This window comes from Bacillus sp. FJAT-49736, from assembly GCF_018343615.1.
In the GTDB taxonomy this organism is placed as follows: domain Bacteria; phylum Bacillota; class Bacilli; order Bacillales; family Bacillaceae_C; genus Margalitia.
Genome location: NZ_JAGYPI010000004.1, coordinates 89,379 through 109,658, shown reverse-complemented (window position 1 = coordinate 109,658; position 20,280 = coordinate 89,379). Strand labels below are relative to the sequence as shown.

Genomic DNA, 20,280 nt, shown 5'->3' with positions numbered 1-20,280 from the left:
TAATTTTTTCTAACGTCGACCTGCCTTTCTATTAAAGGACCAGGCTGCCCACAGAATAGCTAGAAAAAGGATAAACAGACACCATCCAATTGCCCACCAAACATAGTTACCTATATCTCCACCGGTAAGTAATCCTCGAATCGTTTCAATCACAGGTGTAATAGGCTGATTTTCCGCTACTCCCTGAAGCCATTTTGGCATTGTACTAGTTGGCACAAACGCACTCGAGAGATAAGGAAGAAACAATAGAATAAACCCATATCCACTAGCTGCTGCAGGTGTGCTGGCAACAATACCGATACTTGCGAAAAGCCATGTGAAAGCCAGAATAAATAAAGCAATTACCCCTATTGCTGCAAACCACTCCCAAACACTTGCTGTTGGCCGAAATCCGACAAGCAAGGCTATTAATATTACTACACCTGATGCAAGAAGATTACGAGCTAAGCTTGCCACAACATGGCCCGTAATAACATTTATGCTACGAATGGGCATTACTCTAAATCGGTCAATAATACCATTTGTCATATCAGTGGATACATCTACAGCAGTGTGAGAGGATCCAAATCCGGCACATAACAAAATAATTCCCGGCACTACATAATTTACATATTGTCCGCTTGGGTCGAGAGCACCTCCAAACACATAGGTGAACAGTAGCATAAGCATAATCGGAAGTACAATAGCCATCATTAAAGCCTCTATGTTGCGTAAGCTATGAAGCATACTTCTGCCAATGAACACAGAACTTGTCGTCCATAACGAAGGTTTTTTCTTCTGCGCGATGAAATTTGTCATTAAACTCTCTCCTTTTCCGAAGTTAATGATATAAACACATCATCTAAGCTAGGTTTGCGAATACTTACTCGTGTTCCTTGTGGAATGCTACTTGTCAGTTCCTCAAGAATTTGTTTAACCTCCAAGACATTACCTTTGGTAGGGATCTCATGAATAATTTCATCCTGCTCATTTCGTAATTCAATGGTTTCATTTCCTATCCGAGCTTTCATTTCCTCCGGTGTTCCATGCGCTACAATTTTACCCTTTGAAATAACGGCAATCGTATCCGCCAACTGATCTGCTTCTTCTAAATATTGTGTTGTAAGAAATACCGTTACTCCTTCTGACGCCAATTGCAATATAGTATCCCAAAGTGCTCTTCTACTGCGAGTATCAAGACCGGTTGTTGGCTCATCTAAAAAAATAATCGGTTTGTGTACTACTAAGCTGACAGCAAGATCCAAACGTCTGCGCATTCCTCCAGAATAAGTTTTCACCCGATTCCGAGCTACCTTTATTAAATCAAAATATTCTAATAGCTCTTTTGTACGCAGTTGTGATTCTACTCGCGAAAGGCCGGAAAGTCTCCCCATCATTTTTAAATTTTCCTCGGCAGTTAACATTTCATCTACAGCTGCAAACTGACCTGTTAAACTAATGGCATTTTGTACTTCTTCCTTGTTTCGAACTACATCATAGCCTGCTACATATGCGGAACCACCATCTGGTGCTACTAATGTCGATAAAATATTTATAATTGTCGTCTTTCCCGCACCGTTTGGACCCAACAGCGCAAATATTTCCCCTTTTGAAACAGTTAGATCGATACCGTCTAAAACCAACTGTTGCCCGAATTTCTTTTGAAGATTTTTAACTTCAATAGATATTTCGCCCATCCGTGTATTCCTCCTTTGATATCTGAAAACACTTACGTTTATTATATAAACAGTTTATTGCATACACAGTATATTACATATACAATTAATGTGCAACCAAAAAATTTAAAAAATGTACTTATTCATTTCTTAACAGATGGAGATAGGAAATTAGAGTAAATGATGCAAACCTGAGGTGAAATGAACATGAAAGATAAGGACAAAATTGATCACGAGTTAGAGAGCTTGCCATCTGGCATTGCGATAAGCTGGGGATTGGGCAAACAACCACAAAGAGGACCCAAAAGAGAACTTAGTATTAAACAAATTGTTCAAGCTGCTATTGAAATTGCTGATAAGGAAGGACTCTCTGCTCTATCCATGAACCGGGTAGCTTCATCTTTAGGCTTCACAGCAATGTCACTCTACCGATATGTTCCTAGTAAGGATGATTTACTTTTATTAATGCAAGATAAGGTTTCTGATATACCATATCCCGAAGAGGAACAAGGATTAGATTGGCGGGAAAGAATGCGACGGTATGTGAAGATTTGTATCAAAGTCTTTCAAGACCATCCTTGGTTTGGTGACATTCCTATTACAAGCGTTCCCATCACACCCAACCAGCTTAAAATAGTGGACGTAGCGCTCCGTACTACTAGAGGTCTCCCCCTCAATGATTATGAAAAAATGTCTATTGTTCTTCTTTTGAGTGGATATTCACGTTGGTGCGGTATCATAATGAAAGACATGAGCATGGCTATTCAAGCGGGGAAAAGCCCGAGCGAAATAAGTGGCCGTGACTATAGTGCTGCACTAAAAAAATTAATTACTAAAGAACGCTATCCAGATCTTTACCCTGTTCTAATGTCTGGGGCATATACCGATGAATATGTTGAAGAAAATACAGTTGGAGATGATTTCGATTTTGGTCTTGAAAGAATACTGGACGGGATCGAGCACTATCTGACATTTAAAGAATCTCAAAGATAATAAAAATAGAGTGTTCCAATGAACACTCTTATTTTTATTCTTTCTCTATAAAACTTTTTCCAGAAACTCTTTCGCTCTCGTTGTCTGAGGGGAGTTGAAAAAATCCTCTGGTTTACCTTCTTCCAGAAGGACCCCATTATCTAAGAATAACACCCGATCCGCCACTTCTTTTGCAAAGCCCATTTCATGAGTTACGATGGCCATTGTCATTCCCGATTGGGCCAGGTCCTTCATTACATTAAGCACTTCCTTTACCATTTCCGGATCTAATGCGGACGTCGGTTCATCAAATAGCATTAGTTTAGGTTCCATTGCAAGAGCACGCGCGATAGCAACACGTTGCTTCTGTCCGCCGGAAAGATTATTAGGATAGGCATTCTCTTTTTCCGTTAAACCTACTCTAGATAATAATTCCCGTGCCTTCGTTTCAGCAACCTGACGAGATTCTCCTTTTACCTTCATTGGGGCATAAGTTAAATTTTCCAAAACAGTCATATGCGGGAATAAATGAAAATGCTGAAAAACCATCCCGATTTGCTGACGAATTTTATTAATATTTGTTTTCGGATTGGTAATGTCTTGATTATATACCATTACGGTTCCTTCACTAGGCTTCTCAAGAAGATTCAAGCAACGCAGTAAAGTAGATTTACCGGACCCAGAAGGACCTATGATGGAGACTACTTCCCCACTATTTATGCTCGTAGAAATATTTTTTAAAACCTCGTTTTTCCCAAACTTTTTAGAAAGGTTTTCTACTTTAATCACTATACTTCATTCTCCTTTCTACCCATTTACCTAGCAGCGTTAAAATTAGAACGAGCACCCAATAGATTAAACCTACGAAAATTAATGGTTCAAAGTTTCGGTATAATTTTGCACCAACCACCTGTGCCCGACGCATAAGATCCAAATAACTAATAGTGGAAACAATCGCTGATTCCTTCGTTAAGGAAATAAACTCATTCATTAAAGCAGGCAAGATATTTTTCAATGCCTGTGGCATAATTAAATCCTTCATCATTAACCGATATGGTATACCAAGAGCCATGGCTGCTTCTGTTTGTCCTTTATCCACTGCTTGAATTCCCGCTCTTATAATCTCCGAAACATAAGCAGAGGAATTTAAACCAAAGGCTAGAATGGCGGACAAAAAGGCAGAAATATCATAGCCGGTTAATTGCGGAATAGCAAAATAAATAATCATTAATTGCAAAATTAACGGAGTTCCCCGAAATACAGATGTATAAGCATCTGCCAGCCATTGCAGAATCTTTATTCTAGTAATCTTACATAATGCTAATATTGTTCCAAAAACAAAACCAAATATAATTGCAATAATAACAAGTTTTATCGTTGCCCATATTCCTTTTAAGATAAAAGGAATATAAGGCACAATTTGACTAAAGTCTAAATTCATGCCTTACACCTCTTTTCCATATTCCTTTAAGTGCACAATATGAATAAAAATGCATTAATTATTCTTTATCCATTTTGCCTTTAACTCATCCATTTTTCCGTTATCTTGCATTTCTTTTAGTATCTTATTTACATCGTTAACTAGATTGCTGTCTTTTGGAAAAGCAATTCCCATTCCAGGTGAGCTCGAAGTGGGATCATTAAAGCCAGCTAATCCTTGTTTTTTAATATAACCTTCCGCAACAGACTTATCTAAATAAGCTACTTGAATACGGTTAGATAATAATTCTTGAATGATTGCAGTAGCATCATCTAATGCCTTTGTATTAAATTTCACCGTTTTTTGCAGATTTTTGGCCCCTTCTTCTTGAATCGACCCTAATTGGAAGCCTACCGTTTTTCCTTTCAAATCATTCACTGAATTAATAGAAGAATCTTTCTTGGTAACGAACATTTCACCAGAATGATGATATTCATCGGAGAAATCTACATTTTTTTTGCGATCATCTGTCGCGGACATCCCAGATATCACCATATCTACACGTTTTGCTTGTAAAGCTCCTATTAAACCATCAAACTTCATATCTCTAACTTCCAATTTGTACCCTAGTTTTTTTGCGATGTATTTACCAAGATCCACATCAAACCCGACAATATTCCCATTTATATCTCGCGTTTCAAAAGGCGGAAAGTCAGCCGATGTTCCCATTATTAATACCTTTTTATTGTTATCACCATTTGCTCCAGTACTCTTACTTTGACCACATGCTCCTAATAATGAGACAGAAAGTATTATAGATAACAATAATAAAAGCTTTTTCATAAATAGTGTCCTCCCTATTTTTCAGTATTTATTTTTATTAATATAAATGTATTTTTATGCAACATAATGAATATTAACATACATTTTCATACTTGAAAAGCGTATAAATATAAATTTAAATTTTCTAACATCTTAATATATATGCATCCATAAGAATAAAAAAGAGCACCTCCATAAGAGGCACTCCCTTAACAAATTATACATTTACCGCTTTTCGAAATTCTTTTTGGACTTTTTCCAATTCTTCCTTATTCGAAAGTAAATCATAGCCTGTTAACGCAAGAGCTACAGCTCCTTTTGACAAGATTTTATGAGAGTTATCTGTAATTGTTTTATCCGCAAATTCCTGTGTATGTGCACAAAGCCCCGGGGAATCCAGACCAATATATGGATGAATTGCAGGAACAACCTGGCTTACATTCCCCATGTCAATGGAACCATATGAATCCTTTGCCTTCTTGACCTCCGCGGTACCTAAGCTTAGTAGATTCTTTGTAAATAACTGTGATAATGTTTGATTGGTTATCATATTATCATAGCTTAATTCATAATTTTCGATAGTAAGCTTAGCCCCAGTCATTAAAGCTGCTCCATTTGCAATATTCTTTACCTTTTCCACTACTTCATTCAAATTACCACGGTCTTTTGCACGAACATAAAATTGGGCCACTGCCTTGTCAGGTACAATATTAGCAGCAAGACCCCCTTCTTTAATTATTCCATGAATTCTAACATCGGAAGTTACGTGTTGGCGAAGTGCATTAACCCCATTGAATAATTGAATGACCGCATCCAGTGCATTAATGCCTTGTTCAGGTGCTGCCGCAGCGTGGCTTGATTGGCCGCGGTAATCAAACTGAATCGCGTCCATTGCTAACGATTCACCGCTTTCATAGGATTCATCGGATGGATGCAATATCATGGCAGCGTCGATATCATCAAAGATTCCCTGCTCTGCCATTGGAACCTTGGCACCATTCGTTTCCTCCGCTGGCGTTCCAAGTACCACTACACGTCCCCCAATTTGATCGATTACTTTACTTAAAAGCACTCCTGCTCCTGCACTCATCGTGCCGATCATATTATGTCCGCACCCATGGCCAATCCCTGGTAATGCATCATACTCGGATAAATATGCAATAGTTGGTCCGCTCTTTTTACTATCGTATACTGCCTTAAACGCTGTTGTACGACCGACAATACCTGTTTCAACGGAAAATTGATGTTCCTCCAGAAAATTGACAAGCAGCTGCATAGAGTTATACTCCTGGTCTCCCAGTTCAGGATGATAATACAAATAATCACTCATCTCCCATAGCTTTTCCTGCAAATTTTCTATTTGTGCTTTTAAAAGGTCTTTCATCCCTATTCCTCCTAATTTGAAATACAAAAATTAATAAATATATAGTTTAACTTATAAATATACAATACTATACAAATATACTTTCAACAATATTTCTATTTCCAATTTGGCAAACATACATATTTATTAACTATTTTAGTAAGGAGGAAGTTATGAGTTATAAGCCACATTCCTTTGTACGACCTTTTTTAAAGACTCATAGTCTGATTCCAGAAAATCAAGAAACTCCTATTGAGTTTTTAAAGAAAAACACTGTAAGCTCACCATATTTTTATAGACGGAACCATTTTCCTTATCCAACACTTTCACAAAATTACATATTGCCTATAAATGGGGCTGTTAAAAAACCTATACTTTTTTCCATGCATGATATCATTCATTTTCCTGCCAAAACCATGAAAGTAGTACTCGAATGCTCCGGAGACAAACGGAGTCTTTTTAGACCTAAGGTATTTGGAGAACAATGGGAAAAAGGCGGTATCAGTCAAGGTTATTGGAAAGGTGTTTCATTACAAACTCTTCTTGAGCTTGTGGAGTTAAATAATAATGCAAAGGAAGTTATAGTAGAAGGATTTGACTACGGAGAAAGAAAAGATCTTGATTCCATATATAGTTATGCTCGAAGCATCCCTCTGGAAAAGGCACTACATCCCAACACCATCATTGCTTATGAATATAATCATCGGCCAATTCCCTTTAAGCACGGTTTTCCGCTAAGATTAATTGTTCCAGATTGGTATTCAATGGCTTCTGTCAAATGGATCAAACAAATTACTGTGATAGACCGGGAATTTAAAGGACCATTTCAATCTATAGACTACGTTTACTATCCTCATAAGGATAGCGATGCAGATTCTTACCCTGTTACGAGCTTAAATGTAAATTCCACTATTCAAAAACCATACGATATGCAGGTTCTTAATACAAGCAATCATTTAGTTAAGGGTATAGCCTGGACAGGAAAGGGTTCTATCGCAAGGATCGAAATTAGCACAGATAATGGGCTAACATGGAAGGATGCAATCATTGAAACTAGGAATCCCTCTTTGTATGAATGGGTTTCATGGTCCTATAAATGGACCGTATCGGAAAAAGGAGAATACACGATCCTATCAAAGGCGACTGATACTTATAACCGCACCCAGCCAATGGAGCCCTTTTGGAATCGAAAAGGATACGGCTATAATGCCATTGACCGTGTACAAGTAAAGATAGAATAATTTAGTTTATAACAAAATAAAAATTACCTGATGAAGTGTCCCAAGACCAACTTGGGGCATTTTTCTATATATAAAAAGCTCTACCAACCACTACTTTTTACAGCCCCAGAAATTTTCCTATTCCCATACAAAAAAATAGCCATGAATCCTCATATTTTCTTATCATCTCCCACCCTTTTTACCACCATTAAACTAGCCATTTGTGGATTTCATGGTAAAAAATCATCATTTTCACAATATTATAAATTTTTATCTTTTCTTCAAGGAAAAACCATATTAAGATAAAAAAGCAGTTGAAAACAACAGGTTAAGGAGGAGTATTTTTGAAGAAAAGAAATTGGAAAACGGTGATTGGAGCTTTAACCTTAAGCATGACACTGGTGGGGACTAGTGGGGCAGTGTCAGCACAAACCATGGACTCAACCTGGAGAGTAAAGCCAGAGGTAAAGAGTCAGCTAAAACAGGAAAGATCCTCCTTTATTCGAGGGAAAATCGTATCAGAAAAAGTAAATTCAGAAAAGGATGCAAAAAATCTCCTAAAAAATAATCCCGATATTTTTGGCGAAAATAGCTCTATTAATCTAGTTTTTGTGGAGAAGAACACAGATGAACTAGGAATGAACCATTATGTTTTTCAACCTAGCATCCAAAACATCCCGATTGACCAATCAAAGGTGATCGTTCATACAGATAAAGACGGTAATATTACTGCAGTAAACGGGGAATTTAATGCTGATGCACCAAAGAATGTAAAGCAAATGAAAAAACTATCCAAAAAAGATGCACTAGATATAGCTTGGAAGCATATTAAAATAGACCGGAAAGATGCCGCTAAAACAATCAAGTCGATGCATGGTGATAAAAGTGCTTTAACAGAAACGTCTGACCTGGTTGTTTTGAATGAAAATGATGTCTACACGCTTGCTTATCATGTTCAATTACAGTTCTCTGAACCATATCCAGCTAATTGGCAAATTTGGGTGAATGCAGAAACTGGCGAGGTTCTGAAAGCAGTGAATCAAGTCTATGAAGCAGTAGGGTCTGGTACAGGTGTCCTAGGAGATACAAAATCCTTAAATACCTATTTCTATAATAATACTTATTATTTAATAGATACTTCCAAACCAATGAATGGCGTAATCGAGACCTTGGATAATAATAATGGCGGGGACTATAGTCTACCTGGTTATTATGTAACTTCTTCAACAAATAAGTTTACTACCACAAAACAGAGAGCAGCAGTGGATGCCCATTATTATGCCGGGAAGGTATTTGACTATTATTATAGTAAGTTTAAAAGACTTAGCTATGATAATAGAGGAGCAGACATTATCTCCACTGTACATTATGGATCAAATTATAACAATGCTGCCTGGATCGGGAACCAAATGATATATGGTGACGGTGACGGCAGAACATTTACCCAATTATCTGGTGCATTAGATGTTGTGGCACACGAATTAACCCATGCCGTTACACAAACTACTGCTAATTTAGCCTATCAAGCTCAACCAGGCGCATTAAATGAATCGTTTTCCGATGTATTTGGGTATTTCTTAGATCCAAATGATTGGTTAATAGGCGAAGATGTATATACACCAGGAATTCCAGGCGATGCACTTAGAAGCTTATCCAATCCAACCCAATATGGCCAGCCTGATCATATGAGAAACTATCAAAATCTGCCGATTACTCAAGCAGGCGACTGGGGCGGTGTTCATACTAACAGTGGTATTCCAAATAAGGCTGCGTATAATACAATAACAAGCATTGGAATTACGAAAGCGGAGCAAATCTATTATCGCGCTCTTACTGTCTACTTAACTCCAAACAGCAGTTTTTCCAGTGCCCGTCAGGCATTAGTTCAAGCTGCCCAGGACTTGTATGGTTCGGCAACTGCCAATTCAGTTGCTACTGCTTGGAGCCAGGTTGGCGTCAATTAATGAAGAATATAATAATATATCGGGTAGGAGTCTTTCTCCTACCCGTTCCGTTATTAAAGAGGAAAGTGAATATTTACCATTACAATTAACCATTTACACCTACACCTGTATTCCAACTTTCCATTTCGATCTTATTCCACAGTTTCCCCGCCAAAAAGCAAAGCACCCGAGTACTGCAGTTAGTGCAGGAACCAATAACTTTTGTATCACGATCCGTTATATTTTCGGTATCATACAGCTTAGATGTTTCTCCTCAATCCAATAATGCCCTTTCGTCTTATCTTTTGGAAATGAATCAATTAAATTTTGTGTGTATTGAATTTTGGGCAAAAAGCTGCAAGACCTCCCAAGAGGACTACACTATATACATGGATCTGAGATATAGCGTTCTTTTATTTTTTAAAAACTTTGACATACTGACTAAAATAATGTACATTTAAAATATACGAACGTTTATATATAACACACGATTAATATTCGTGTTTAGAGGTGAAATCCATGGAAAATGTATTTGATTACGAAGATATTCAGTTGATTCCAAACAAATGTATTGTTAATAGCCGTTCTGAATGTGATACAACCGTTACTTTAGGCGGACATATTTTTAAATTACCAGTTGTTCCCGCAAATATGCAGACGATTATCGATGAGAAAATATCCCTATTCTTAGCGGAAAACGGATACTTCTATATAATGCACCGGTTTGAGCCAGAAAAGAGACATGCTTTTATAAAGGACATGAAGTCTAGAGGGTTAATCGCTTCTATTAGTGTCGGAGTAAAAGAAGAGGAATATTCTTTCATTGAACAATTAGCAGCGGAAAAGCTTGTGCCGGAATTCATTACAATTGATATTGCCCACGGGCATTCTAATGCCGTTATCAAAATGATTCAGCATATTAAAAAGCATCTTCCAGAAAGCTTCGTTATTGCAGGAAATGTTGGAACTCCTGAAGCTGTAAGAGAACTAGAAAATGCTGGGGCAGATGCAACAAAGGTCGGCATTGGACCTGGAAAGGTATGCATCACCAAGATTAAAACAGGATTTGGAACTGGAGGCTGGCAACTGGCAGCATTGCGCTGGTGTGCTAAGGCAGCAAGCAAGCCAATTATTGCCGATGGTGGCATTCGTACCCACGGGGATATTGCAAAATCTATTCGATTTGGTGCATCCATGGTCATGATTGGTTCTCTTTTTGCAGGACATGAGGAATCACCTGGTGAAACAGTAGAAAAGGACGGCAAGCTATACAAAGAATACTTCGGTTCTGCTTCAGAGTTTCAAAAAGGAGAAAGAAAAAACGTAGAAGGAAAGAAAATGCTTGTTGAGCATAAAGGTCGTTTGATTGATACTCTAATCGAAATGGAGCAGGATCTTCAATCATCGGTTTCTTATGCAGGCGGCAATAAGCTCGATGCTATTCGTAATGTAGATTATGTTGTGGTCAAAAATTCTATTTTTAATGGAGATAAAGTATACTAATCATCATTATGATTAAAAACAGAAAGATCAATCTCTTTGTTTTTACTTCTCTCGTTTGAACAAAAGACAGGATTCCATTTCCTGTCTTTTGTTATATATAATTTTACATATTATCATTTTCCAGTGATTTTTTCTTTTATTTCCGGAATACTTAGCCCCTGCCTTTTTAATTCTTTTATCTCATTTATTCTGGTAATGGCTTTTTCTCTTGGAAATCTTCTAGTCATCTTTTCTTCTTCTTGCTCAAAAGGAAGCATCCCTTCCTCTGTATAAAATTTTAAAGTACTGTATCGAGATCCAGTTATACGAACCAATTCCCCAATAGATACGTATTCCGATGCAAGAATTTTTTCCATGGAACGTTGACGGGACAAATCCTTTCCCCCTTGTTATAAAGATAATGGATATTTTAATAAACGCACCCCATGAACGGGAATTCTATAATTTTTAGCATGTGGCATTGCTTGATAAAGAATATTATCAATTTTAATCAGCGGAATATTCCCCTCACGTATTACCGTCACATTATGACCATTCTTTTTTAATCTATCTATCACGTTGTGTAGACGCTGTTTGTTATTAGGAAAGTACTCTTCCGTATCAATAAAGATAAACTGTGATCGTTCTATAATAGGAAACACATAGCCTAGTCCTGTACCCGATGGTGTGGACATCATTTCCTTTTTTATCTTTAAAAAATTCTTAACAGCTGTTTCTACTGTTTTATGAATATCAATTGGCAAAATTAATTTCCCCAATGAACTGTTTGTCAATAATTCATATACCCTCGTTGCAACATGCTTCAATTCCTCTTTTGTGAAAAGGTCATATAGACTCCCGCTTTCCCTTAATAACCATAGCATACTAATAGTTTCATCTGTTAAGGGGCCTTCTTCCAAAATCTCAGCACGAAGACCTTCCGTTAATCTTGTAAAAATCTCACCATTACTACGGTATTCTTTTACTGAAATACCTGACGTTATAAATTCCAAATCACAGTTAATAAGTGCAGGAATCTCTTCCATCGCACCTTCTCGGATTAATGTAAATGCATAAGCTTCCTCGACGGCTTCTAATGCCCTTTTGGATAATTTAACAACCTTTGCAAGGAATATAGGAAGGGCTTCACTTAAAGTTTCATTTTTACCAAACAAGGCTTTTAGCACAGATTGCTGATGGAAATTAAGCGAATTCAGATCTTCCTTTTTAAAAATAAGCGAATCTTCCTTATTAGTAAGACGGTTATCCAAAAATATTTCTAAAATTGCTGCTGCAGCTAAGCAACGCAACGACACTTTTTTTGAGTTAGTTAAACGAGTACTTTCCTGAGCGTTCAGTGCAATTATGGCAAAATTCTCCGCTAAGCTAAATTCGCGCATTACGATTCCCCTTACCCCGTTAGGATTTTTTACCAATCACTTACTACTTACGATTTAATTATAACAAACGTTTTGCTGAATGTTAAATAAATTCCAAAAATAGGTTTAACCTTCTTTAATCAATCTATCAATTGAGAAATAACGTTTTTAATTGAAAATTTGATTTTATACTCAATAAATCATTTTCAACTGTCAGTATAAAAGGTAAAAAACCATCCCAACACTATCGTTACTTTCGACAGTAATATACAATGAGATAACAAATCCCTATCAAATTCCTTGACAACCAAGCAAAATGTATATAATAATAGTTATGTAATTAAAATTATTTTAAATAACGAATTATAATAAAAAAGCATTATTGTTTATTTCGTTATTAACTATAAAATAGGAGGAATTTTTTATTATGTCTCTAATCGGAAAAGAAGTACAACCATTTAAAGCACAAGCATACAAAAATGGCGAGTTTTTAGAAGTTACAGAACAGGATTTTAAAGGTCATTGGACTGTACTTTGCTTCTATCCAGCAGACTTTACATTTGTTTGTCCAACAGAACTTGAAGATCTTCAAGAACAATACCCTACTCTTCAAGAACTTGGTGTAGAGGTATTCTCAGCTTCAAGAGATTCTCATTTCACACATAAAGCATGGCATGATTCTTCAGAAGCGATTGGTAAAATTACTTATACAATGATTGGTGATCCTACACATACACTTTCTCGAAATTTTGATGTATATATCGAAGAATTAGGACAAGCTGACCGTGGAACATTCATCATCGACCCAGATGGTGTCATCCAAGCGATTGAAATTAATGCAGATGGTATTGGTCGTGATGCAAGCACACTAATTAACAAAATTAAAGCAGCACAATATGTTCGCAACAATCCTGGTGAGGTTTGCCCGGCAAAATGGCAAGAAGGTGCGGCAACACTTAAGCCAAGCCTTGACCTTGTAGGAAAAATTTAAGGGGTTTTTCAAATGATACTGGATGCAGATATAAAAGCACAATTATCGCAATATCTCCAAATGATGGAGGGCGATGTGCTGCTTAAAGTTAGCGCAGGAGCCGATAACGTTTCTAGAGATACGCTGGCACTTGTCGATGAATTAGCTACCATGTCTCCAAGAATTAAAGTAGAGAATACATCATTACAGCGAACACCAAGCTTTGGTGTGAACCGGATTGGCGAAGACACTGGCGTAACATTTGCAGGTATCCCGCTTGGCCATGAATTCACTTCGTTAGTTTTGGCTCTTTTGCAAGTAAGTGGAAGAGCTCCTAAAGTGGAGGAAAAGGTAATCGATCAAATAAAAGCTATTAAAGGCGAATACCACTTTGAATCTTACATCAGTTTAAGCTGCCATAATTGTCCTGATGTTGTACAAGCTTTGAATTTGATGAGCATTCTAAACCCTGGCATTACACACACAATGATTGATGGCGCAGCCTTTAAAGACGAAGCAGAAAGCAAAAACATCATGGCAGTACCAACGGTATTCTTAAATGGAGAATCATTCGGAAGCGGCCGTATGTCATTAGAGGAGATTCTTGCTAAGATAAGCTCGGCTCCTGATGCATCTGAATTTGCTGATAAAGATCCATTTGATGTCCTTGTTGTTGGTGGCGGACCAGCTGGTGCAAGTGCCGCAATCTATGCAGCACGAAAAGGAATTCGTACCGGTATTGTTGCGGAACGATTTGGCGGTCAAATCATGGACACACTTGGTATCGAAAACTTTATTAGCGAGAAATACACCGAAGGTCCTAAGCTTGCTGCAAGTCTAGAGGAGCATGTGAAAGAATATGATATTGATGTGATGAAGTTACAACGTGCTATACGATTAGAAAAGAATGATTTAATCGAGATTAAACTAGAAAACGGTGCAGTACTAAAAAGCAAGAGCGTTATCCTTTCAACAGGTGCTCGTTGGCGCAATATAGGTGTACCAGGGGAAGCTGAATTTAAAAATAAGGGTGTTGCTTATTGCCCTCACTGCGATGGACCATTATTTGCAGGAAAAGACGTTGCCGTAATTGGTGGTGGTAATTCTGGTATTGAAGCAGCAATTGACCTTGCAGGAATTGTGAAGCATGTAACCGTTCTTGAGTTCTCTGCAGAGTTAAAAGCTGATTCTGTTCTGCAGGAACGTCTCTACAGTCTTCCAAATGTAACGGTAATCAAGAACGCTCAAACGAAGGAAATTACCGGAACGGATAAAGTAAACGGTATTACTTACATGGACCGTGAAACAGAAGAAGAACGCCATATTGAATTGCAGGGTATATTTATTCAAATTGGTCTTGTTCCTAATACTGATTGGTTAGAGGGAACCCTTGAACGTACTCGCATAGGTGAAATCATTGTAGATAAGCATGGATCAACCAGCATTCCTGGAGTATTTGCTGCAGGCGACTGTACGGATAACGCATATAAGCAAATCATCATTTCCATGGGATCCGGTGCCACTGCAGCATTAGGGGCATTCGATTTTTTAATTCGAAACTAAATGATCCTACTTGTTGGATATAAAAAACCTGTTGAAAAAGGAGAGCTGATTTCATTCATGCTCTCCCTTTTCCATAATATTTGTTTTGACATAATGCTTTCACATATACTTTTACTTTTCGTATATTGTTCTCCATCCCAATATACTATTGGTTTCGAGGCATCTTTTCTTAAGATGATTATGGATTCTTAACGTAACTAAAGATTGATATAAGGTTTTTTATGACTAAAAGCAACAAACTTTAAGAAAAGATCCTTATTTAATGAAACAATCCGGACTGTTTTGCTTTTTCCATTAATTTATTGCTAGCCCTGTTGATAGGGTCTTTTAACAAAACCACCAAGATAATGACAATTAAGCCAAATAGGAGAAGGAAAGGAAGATCACGTAATACCTTCCCCCAAAGAATACCCCCTACTGCTTCTCTCATTAGCCCTACAGCATAAGTAAACGGTAAAAACGGATTAATTTGTTGAAAGAACTTTGGGAGTAAAACTACTGGAAAGGTTCCTCCTGAACTGGAGATTTGTAAAACAAGTAAAACAATCGAAAGCGCCTTTCCGACATTCCCGAATATAGAAACGAGTGAATATATAATTAGGATAAATACTAAGCTACTTAGGAATCCAAATAGGATAAACCAAAAAGGTTCTTTTACGTCTACCCCTAACAACCAAATGTCTCCTGCTGTTACAACGAACGCCTGTAAAACACCAATTGTCAAAAACGTAAGTCCCTTTCCGAAGTATATTTGTCTTCCTGTATAATTCTCCATATCATTTACATCTGTGGTCATCAGGGAAACCATTAATAACCCTCCAACCCATAAAGCTAATACGGTATAAAACGGAGACATTCCTGTTCCATAATTTGCAATCGGGAAAATGGTATTGGTATGCAATTTAACCGGTTCCGCAAAGAACCCACGCTCTGCATTGGGATCATTTTTTAATAATTGAATAAGGTCCGTAATATTCGCCTGTTTATTTAAGCTCCTCACTTTGTCTGCTAATTTTCGTACTTTATAATTTACATATGGATATTCTCCATTTGCGTAATCAAGAACTTTTTTGCCTTTTTCTAGCTGTTCTTTTGTATTGGAAAGAATGGACTCAACCTGTGGTATTGTGTGTTGTATTTTTACCAAGATATCTCGTGCCTCTTTTAAAGTATCTTTCGCATCCTTTAATCGAGTACGGATCATTGGCTCCAATTCATTGTTATAGCTTTTAATAAAATCATCTACCTGCCGGCTTGTAGTTTTCGTTAGGTTCTGTACACCTTCAAAATTAGGCATACTAGATATAAAGGCTTTTAATTTATCCGTATTACTTTGTACTTCCTGTAGGCTTTGCTTCACAGAATCCAGAGTACTAATAGAATTATCAAGTCTCCTATCACTATTTTGAGAAAGAGAAGCTTCTAAATCGTCCAGTTGCTGTAACTTCCCTTTTAGCTGCTCTGAATTTTTATTTCCTTGAGCTGATGGACTTCCCAATATTCCTTGAAGTTCTGCTATTTTATCCCTTACTGCCTTATTGTCTGTCGTGCGATTTTCTTTTTTCCATTTTACAAGCAGATTTTGCAAATCGCTAATATGCTTGATGGCATCATTGGTTTCCAGCTGAATATTATTCACTTCTCCCCAATCTTGGCTAATTGGCTGACGGCTATTGATAAACGACTCCACCATATGTGTTGCTTTTTGAACCTTTTCCATGTCTTCCTTCACTTTTGGCGATATTTCATTAAAGCGAGTTTCCGCTTTATTTAAAAAAGCAGTTGTGTCATTAATTGTTTTTAATCCTTTGGTTGTTGCATCCTTTACATTCGGAATTAATTGTTGGGCACTCTTCACGATTGCCAAGGCGCTATTTATATCGCCGGAGCTTTCATTGAGACTGGTTTTAATAACTGGCAATTTTTCTTCCAACAGGAATAAATATTGTTGGAACCTTTCTATATCAGGCAGATTCTTTTGTATTTCTATACCAAGAGTATTAAAAATATTGAAAATAGCCCCATCAACCGTTGAAATAAAACTGCTGCTAATTTGTTCCGTAAGAACACTCGCTCCCTTTTCCGTAATCTTGGGAGCAATTGCATTAATTTTTTCATTCACATAATACTCAACAGTGGCTTTTGTCGGATTATCACTTATGCCTGTTCCTAGCTTTTCGGAAAAATCCTTAGGAATGAGGATAGTTGCGTAATAGTCACCATATTTTACTTTCTTCATCGCTGTTTCACGATCCACAAAATGCCATTCAAATGAATGATTTTTCTTTAAGCTTTCAATCAGATCATTTCCTGCATGAATATTTTTATCTCTTACCCTTGTCCCTTTATCTTCATTGACTATTGCAACAGGTATTTGATATGTGTTCCCGTATGGATCCCATGATGCTTTGATATTAAACCATGCGTAAAGGGAAGGTAACAAAATTAGAGCCAAAACCATAATTGCAGCTGCCAGATTAGTAGCTATATTCTTCATATCCCTGAAAAAAATATTCATGATATGTTTCATTAAAGGTCCTCCTAAAGATTGCTGATTGATTTCCCCCTTTACCATTCGGAAAATGACTATATTTAAAGCTAAATATTTCTATGACCAATTGATCTACTCTTTTATCCTGCCTATATATTTCCAATGTTATGCGAATCAAATGTGCAGGAACAAATGCGCGGAGCGCCTTGAACATTGGCGTATGGATAAGTGAAGTTTGAAGTTCCAACTTCACTTAGTGAAATTAGAACTTCAAATTTCACTTGGAACTAAATGTAGATCATTTTTACAAAAGTTATTCATAAGGTTGAATTTTATAAATTTCTAAGCAAAAAAGAGATGCCTGCCCCCCATTGCGTTAAAGTTTTAACACAATGGGGGGCAGGCACCTCTAATTTATACTATTATTTAGCCTATCTGTACTGGCATGCTATCGCTAAGACCAAGCGACTGAGCGGTTGAAGCATGAAGTTCACGGAAAAGCTCTTCGTTTTCCGATAGCGACACACCATAAGAAGGAATCATTTCTTTTATTTTCGGTTCCCACTCTTCCATATTTTGCGGGAAGCATCTTTTGATGACATTAAGCATGACTTGAACGGCAGTAGAAGCACCTGGAGATGCACCTAATAATGCCGCAATGGAGCCATTTGCTCCGGTAATAACTTCCGTACCAAATTGAAGAGTTCCTTTACCGCCTGCCTCTGTATCTTTAATAACTTGTACACGTTGACCTGCTACAACGATATCCCAATCCTCGCTTTTAGCGTTAGGAATAAATTCACGTAACTCTTTAATCCGTTGTTCTTTTGATAACAATAGTTGGCCGATTAAATATTTTGTTAGTGGAATATTTTTTAAACCTGCCGCTATCATAGTCAGGATATTATTTGGCTTGATAGAACTAAATAAATCCATATTGGAACCCGTTTTTAAGAACTTTGGAGAAAAGCCGGCAAACGGTCCAAACAGCAATGATTTTTTGTTGTCAATATATCTAGTATCAAGATGTGGAACGGACATTGGAGGAGCTCCAACTGCTGCTTTACCATATACTTTAGCATGATGCTGGTTCACAACCTCTTCATTATTACATACTAGGAATAGCCCGCTTACCGGGAATCCTCCAACATGCTTACTTTCAGGAATACCTGTTTTTTGTAGTAATGGCAAGCTAGCACCACCAGCTCCAATAAATACGAAATTTGCAGTATGGCGTTCGATAGCTCCAGTTTCCATATTCCAGACTTTCAATTTCCATAATCCGTCATCTGTACGTTTAATATCGTCCACTTGATGTTTGTATTTGACATCAACGTTTTTACTCTTTAAATGGTCAAACAACATTCTAGTTAAAGCACCAAAGTTAACATCCGTTCCTGAGTCAATTTTGGTTGCCGCAATTGGATCATTCGATGCACGGCCATCCATGATGAGCGGAATCCATTCTTTCAGTGTTTCAGGGTCTTCAGAAAATTCCATTCCTTGAAACAAAGGATTGTTTGTTAACGCTTCAAATCGTTTTTTCAAGAATGTCACATTTTTTTCGCCTTGCACTAAACTCATATGTGGCAATGGCATGATGAATTTCTCCGGATTTCTTATCAGATTGCTCTTAACAAGGTATGACCAAAATTGTCTGGAGACCTGGAATTGTTCATTAATATTGATAGCTTTGCTAATATCTATAGAACCGTCCGACTTTTCGACGGTGTAGTTAAGCTCACACAGCGCAGAATGCCCTGTTCCAGCATTATTCCATTCATTAGAGCTTTCCTCACCTGGGGTTTCGAGCTTTTCAAACACTTTAATGTTCCAGTCCGGCGCTAATTCCTTAAGGATTGTCCCCAAAGTTGCACTCATAATTCCGGCACCAATTAAAATTACTTCTGTATTAGTTTGTTTGCTACTCATTCTTATCGTCCCTATTCCCTATGATATACGGAAAGGATGTGTGAGGCCCATTAAGCTATAAAGGAAAACCAAGGCCGACTAAGTCTACACCTTTTCCGAATCGATTTTTATCTGTTTACATTATATCACTATTGTAACCGGATTAAAATATTTACTATTGCTGATAGTTATCAAAGCAATCTTTTAACATCCTTTTTTCATGTATAAAAATAAATATTTACAGCATTGCCGAAGACCAATCCCTCATAATCATTTTATTCGAATTTAAATAGCAAAGTACAATACAGTGAATTGAACAAATATTACGTCAATTTGTTTTTTGTGTTATACTCTCCTTAATTAAATCGAGGGAGGCGTTGTTTTTATGAGGAAGATAAAGACATCTAATGGGGTGTATTTCATATAGGGTAAACGTATCATTACCCCTATAAACTGCGTGAGCCCAAATATTTGGGGGATAAACCTTTGAAGAAAGATCAATTAGTAGTAGTGCCGTTACCGGATTTTGAACCAGAGATAGGGCGATGGATTTGGTGCTTAGAGGATGTTAGACGCTTGATTTTAAAAAGAGTATCCGGATTGAACCAAGAATTACTTGATACAAAACTAAATGGCGGTCACTCCGTCGGATCACTGTTATACCATATTGCACTGATTGAGGCTGACTGGCTGTACGAAGAGGTTCTTGGTGGAAAATGGAACCCAATAATTCGTTCGTTATTTCCTTTGGAAGATCGTAATATCGATAAGACTTTAACACATATTGATGGCCAGAAAATAGAAGAACATTTACACCGTTTGAAATCGGTACGTGATGAATTGCTTTTTCATTTTCGTTCCATGGACTTGAAGGATTGGAAAACACCGAGAAGTCTAGCCCACTACGATGTGACACCCGAGTGGGTAATCTACCATCTTATCGAACATGAATCCCACCATAGGGGGCAAATTTTCCAGATACTTAGTACTTTAAACGCTGTAAACAATCGCTAACTTTACATTCTATTGCGATGTAGAAACATGAAAAGCTCGTCATTGTTCGACGAGTTTTTCATGTTTTGCAGAGCG

Annotated in this window: 17 protein-coding genes; 7 read left to right on the top strand and 10 right to left on the bottom strand. The window is 37.3% G+C overall.

Features of this window, described 5'->3' with window-relative positions; all coding sequences use genetic code 11:
• Positions 1-9: 9 nt before the first annotated feature.
• Together KHA87_RS18615 and KHA87_RS18610 are read right to left on the bottom strand one after the other, a co-directional pair.
• Positions 10-798 (bottom strand): ABC transporter permease, encoded by a 789-nt coding sequence (locus KHA87_RS18615; RefSeq protein WP_213095688.1) that lies wholly within the window; start codon positions 796-798, stop codon positions 10-12.
• Complete coding sequence (locus KHA87_RS18610) at positions 798-1,676, bottom strand: ATP-binding cassette domain-containing protein (protein ID WP_213095687.1); 879 nt, start codon at positions 1,674-1,676, stop codon at positions 798-800. The genes KHA87_RS18615 and KHA87_RS18610 overlap by 1 nt, the downstream gene beginning before the upstream one ends.
• A gap of 186 nt (positions 1,677-1,862) precedes the next feature.
• Here KHA87_RS18610 and KHA87_RS18605 point away from each other — a divergent pair, with 186 nt between their 5' ends.
• Positions 1,863-2,648, top strand: coding sequence for a TetR/AcrR family transcriptional regulator (locus KHA87_RS18605; protein WP_213095686.1), 786 nt, complete (start codon positions 1,863-1,865; stop codon positions 2,646-2,648).
• Positions 2,649-2,693: 45 nt separating this feature from the next.
• Here the strand turns inward: KHA87_RS18605 and KHA87_RS18600 are convergent, their stop codons facing one another.
• From KHA87_RS18600 to KHA87_RS18585, 4 genes are all read right to left on the bottom strand, one after another.
• The gene (locus tag KHA87_RS18600) at positions 2,694-3,416 is read right to left on the bottom strand and encodes an amino acid ABC transporter ATP-binding protein (RefSeq protein ID WP_213095685.1); all 723 of its coding nucleotides are present in this window, start codon (positions 3,414-3,416) and stop codon (positions 2,694-2,696) included.
• The gene (locus KHA87_RS18595) at positions 3,409-4,068 is read right to left on the bottom strand and encodes an amino acid ABC transporter permease (protein WP_213095684.1); all 660 of its coding nucleotides are present in this window, start codon (positions 4,066-4,068) and stop codon (positions 3,409-3,411) included. The genes KHA87_RS18600 and KHA87_RS18595 overlap by 8 nt, the downstream gene beginning before the upstream one ends.
• 54 nt (positions 4,069-4,122) lie before the next feature.
• Positions 4,123-4,890 carry a transporter substrate-binding domain-containing protein gene (locus KHA87_RS18590; RefSeq protein WP_213095683.1) on the bottom strand — a complete coding sequence of 256 codons (768 nt, stop codon included), beginning with the start codon at positions 4,888-4,890 and terminating at the stop codon, positions 4,123-4,125.
• Positions 4,891-5,086: 196 nt separating this feature from the next.
• On the bottom strand, positions 5,087-6,253 hold the full coding sequence (locus KHA87_RS18585) for a M20 family metallopeptidase (protein WP_213095682.1): 1,167 nt from the start codon (positions 6,251-6,253) through the stop codon (positions 5,087-5,089).
• A gap of 152 nt (positions 6,254-6,405) precedes the next feature.
• On the opposite strand from KHA87_RS18585, the gene KHA87_RS18580 reads away from it, so the two are divergent.
• The 3 genes from KHA87_RS18580 (at position 6,406) to guaC (ending at position 10,898) form a co-directional block, all read left to right on the top strand.
• On the top strand, positions 6,406-7,473 hold the full coding sequence (locus tag KHA87_RS18580; RefSeq protein ID WP_213095681.1) for a sulfite oxidase: 1,068 nt from the start codon (positions 6,406-6,408) through the stop codon (positions 7,471-7,473).
• 371 nt (positions 7,474-7,844) lie between these two features.
• Positions 7,845-9,416: a M4 family metallopeptidase gene (locus KHA87_RS18575; RefSeq protein ID WP_213095906.1), complete on the top strand. Its 1,572-nt coding sequence runs from the start codon at positions 7,845-7,847 to the stop codon at positions 9,414-9,416.
• 498 nt (positions 9,417-9,914) lie between these two features.
• Positions 9,915-10,898: a GMP reductase gene (guaC, locus tag KHA87_RS18570; RefSeq protein WP_213095680.1), complete on the top strand. Its 984-nt coding sequence runs from the start codon at positions 9,915-9,917 to the stop codon at positions 10,896-10,898.
• A 113-nt stretch (positions 10,899-11,011) separates the two neighbouring features.
• On the opposite strand, the gene KHA87_RS18565 is transcribed toward guaC, so the two are convergent.
• A complete protein-coding gene (locus KHA87_RS18565; protein WP_213095679.1) occupies positions 11,012-11,272 on the bottom strand; it encodes a helix-turn-helix domain-containing protein in 261 nt (86 codons plus the stop codon).
• Positions 11,273-11,287: 15 nt separating this feature from the next.
• Positions 11,288-12,277, bottom strand: coding sequence for a hypothetical protein (locus KHA87_RS18560; protein ID WP_213095678.1), 990 nt, complete (start codon positions 12,275-12,277; stop codon positions 11,288-11,290).
• Between the two features lie 406 nt (positions 12,278-12,683).
• On the opposite strand from KHA87_RS18560, the gene ahpC reads away from it, so the two are divergent.
• Positions 12,684-13,247: an alkyl hydroperoxide reductase subunit C gene (gene ahpC / locus KHA87_RS18555; protein ID WP_213095677.1), complete on the top strand. Its 564-nt coding sequence runs from the start codon at positions 12,684-12,686 to the stop codon at positions 13,245-13,247.
• Positions 13,248-13,259: 12 nt separating this feature from the next.
• Positions 13,260-14,789 (top strand): alkyl hydroperoxide reductase subunit F, encoded by a 1,530-nt coding sequence (gene ahpF / locus KHA87_RS18550; protein WP_213095676.1) that lies wholly within the window; start codon positions 13,260-13,262, stop codon positions 14,787-14,789.
• 259 nt (positions 14,790-15,048) lie between these two features.
• Here the strand turns inward: ahpF and KHA87_RS18545 are convergent, their stop codons facing one another.
• Together KHA87_RS18545 and KHA87_RS18540 are read right to left on the bottom strand one after the other, a co-directional pair.
• Positions 15,049-17,319, bottom strand: a complete 2,271-nt coding sequence (locus tag KHA87_RS18545) for a YhgE/Pip domain-containing protein (RefSeq protein ID WP_213095675.1) — start codon at positions 17,317-17,319, stop codon at positions 15,049-15,051.
• A gap of 387 nt (positions 17,320-17,706) precedes the next feature.
• On the bottom strand, positions 17,707-19,212 hold the full coding sequence (locus KHA87_RS18540) for a malate:quinone oxidoreductase (protein ID WP_213095674.1): 1,506 nt from the start codon (positions 19,210-19,212) through the stop codon (positions 17,707-17,709).
• 465 nt (positions 19,213-19,677) lie between these two features.
• Here KHA87_RS18540 and KHA87_RS18535 point away from each other — a divergent pair, with 465 nt between their 5' ends.
• Complete coding sequence (locus KHA87_RS18535; RefSeq protein WP_213095673.1) at positions 19,678-20,205, top strand: DinB family protein; 528 nt, start codon at positions 19,678-19,680, stop codon at positions 20,203-20,205.
• The last annotated feature ends 75 nt before the right edge of the window (positions 20,206-20,280 follow it).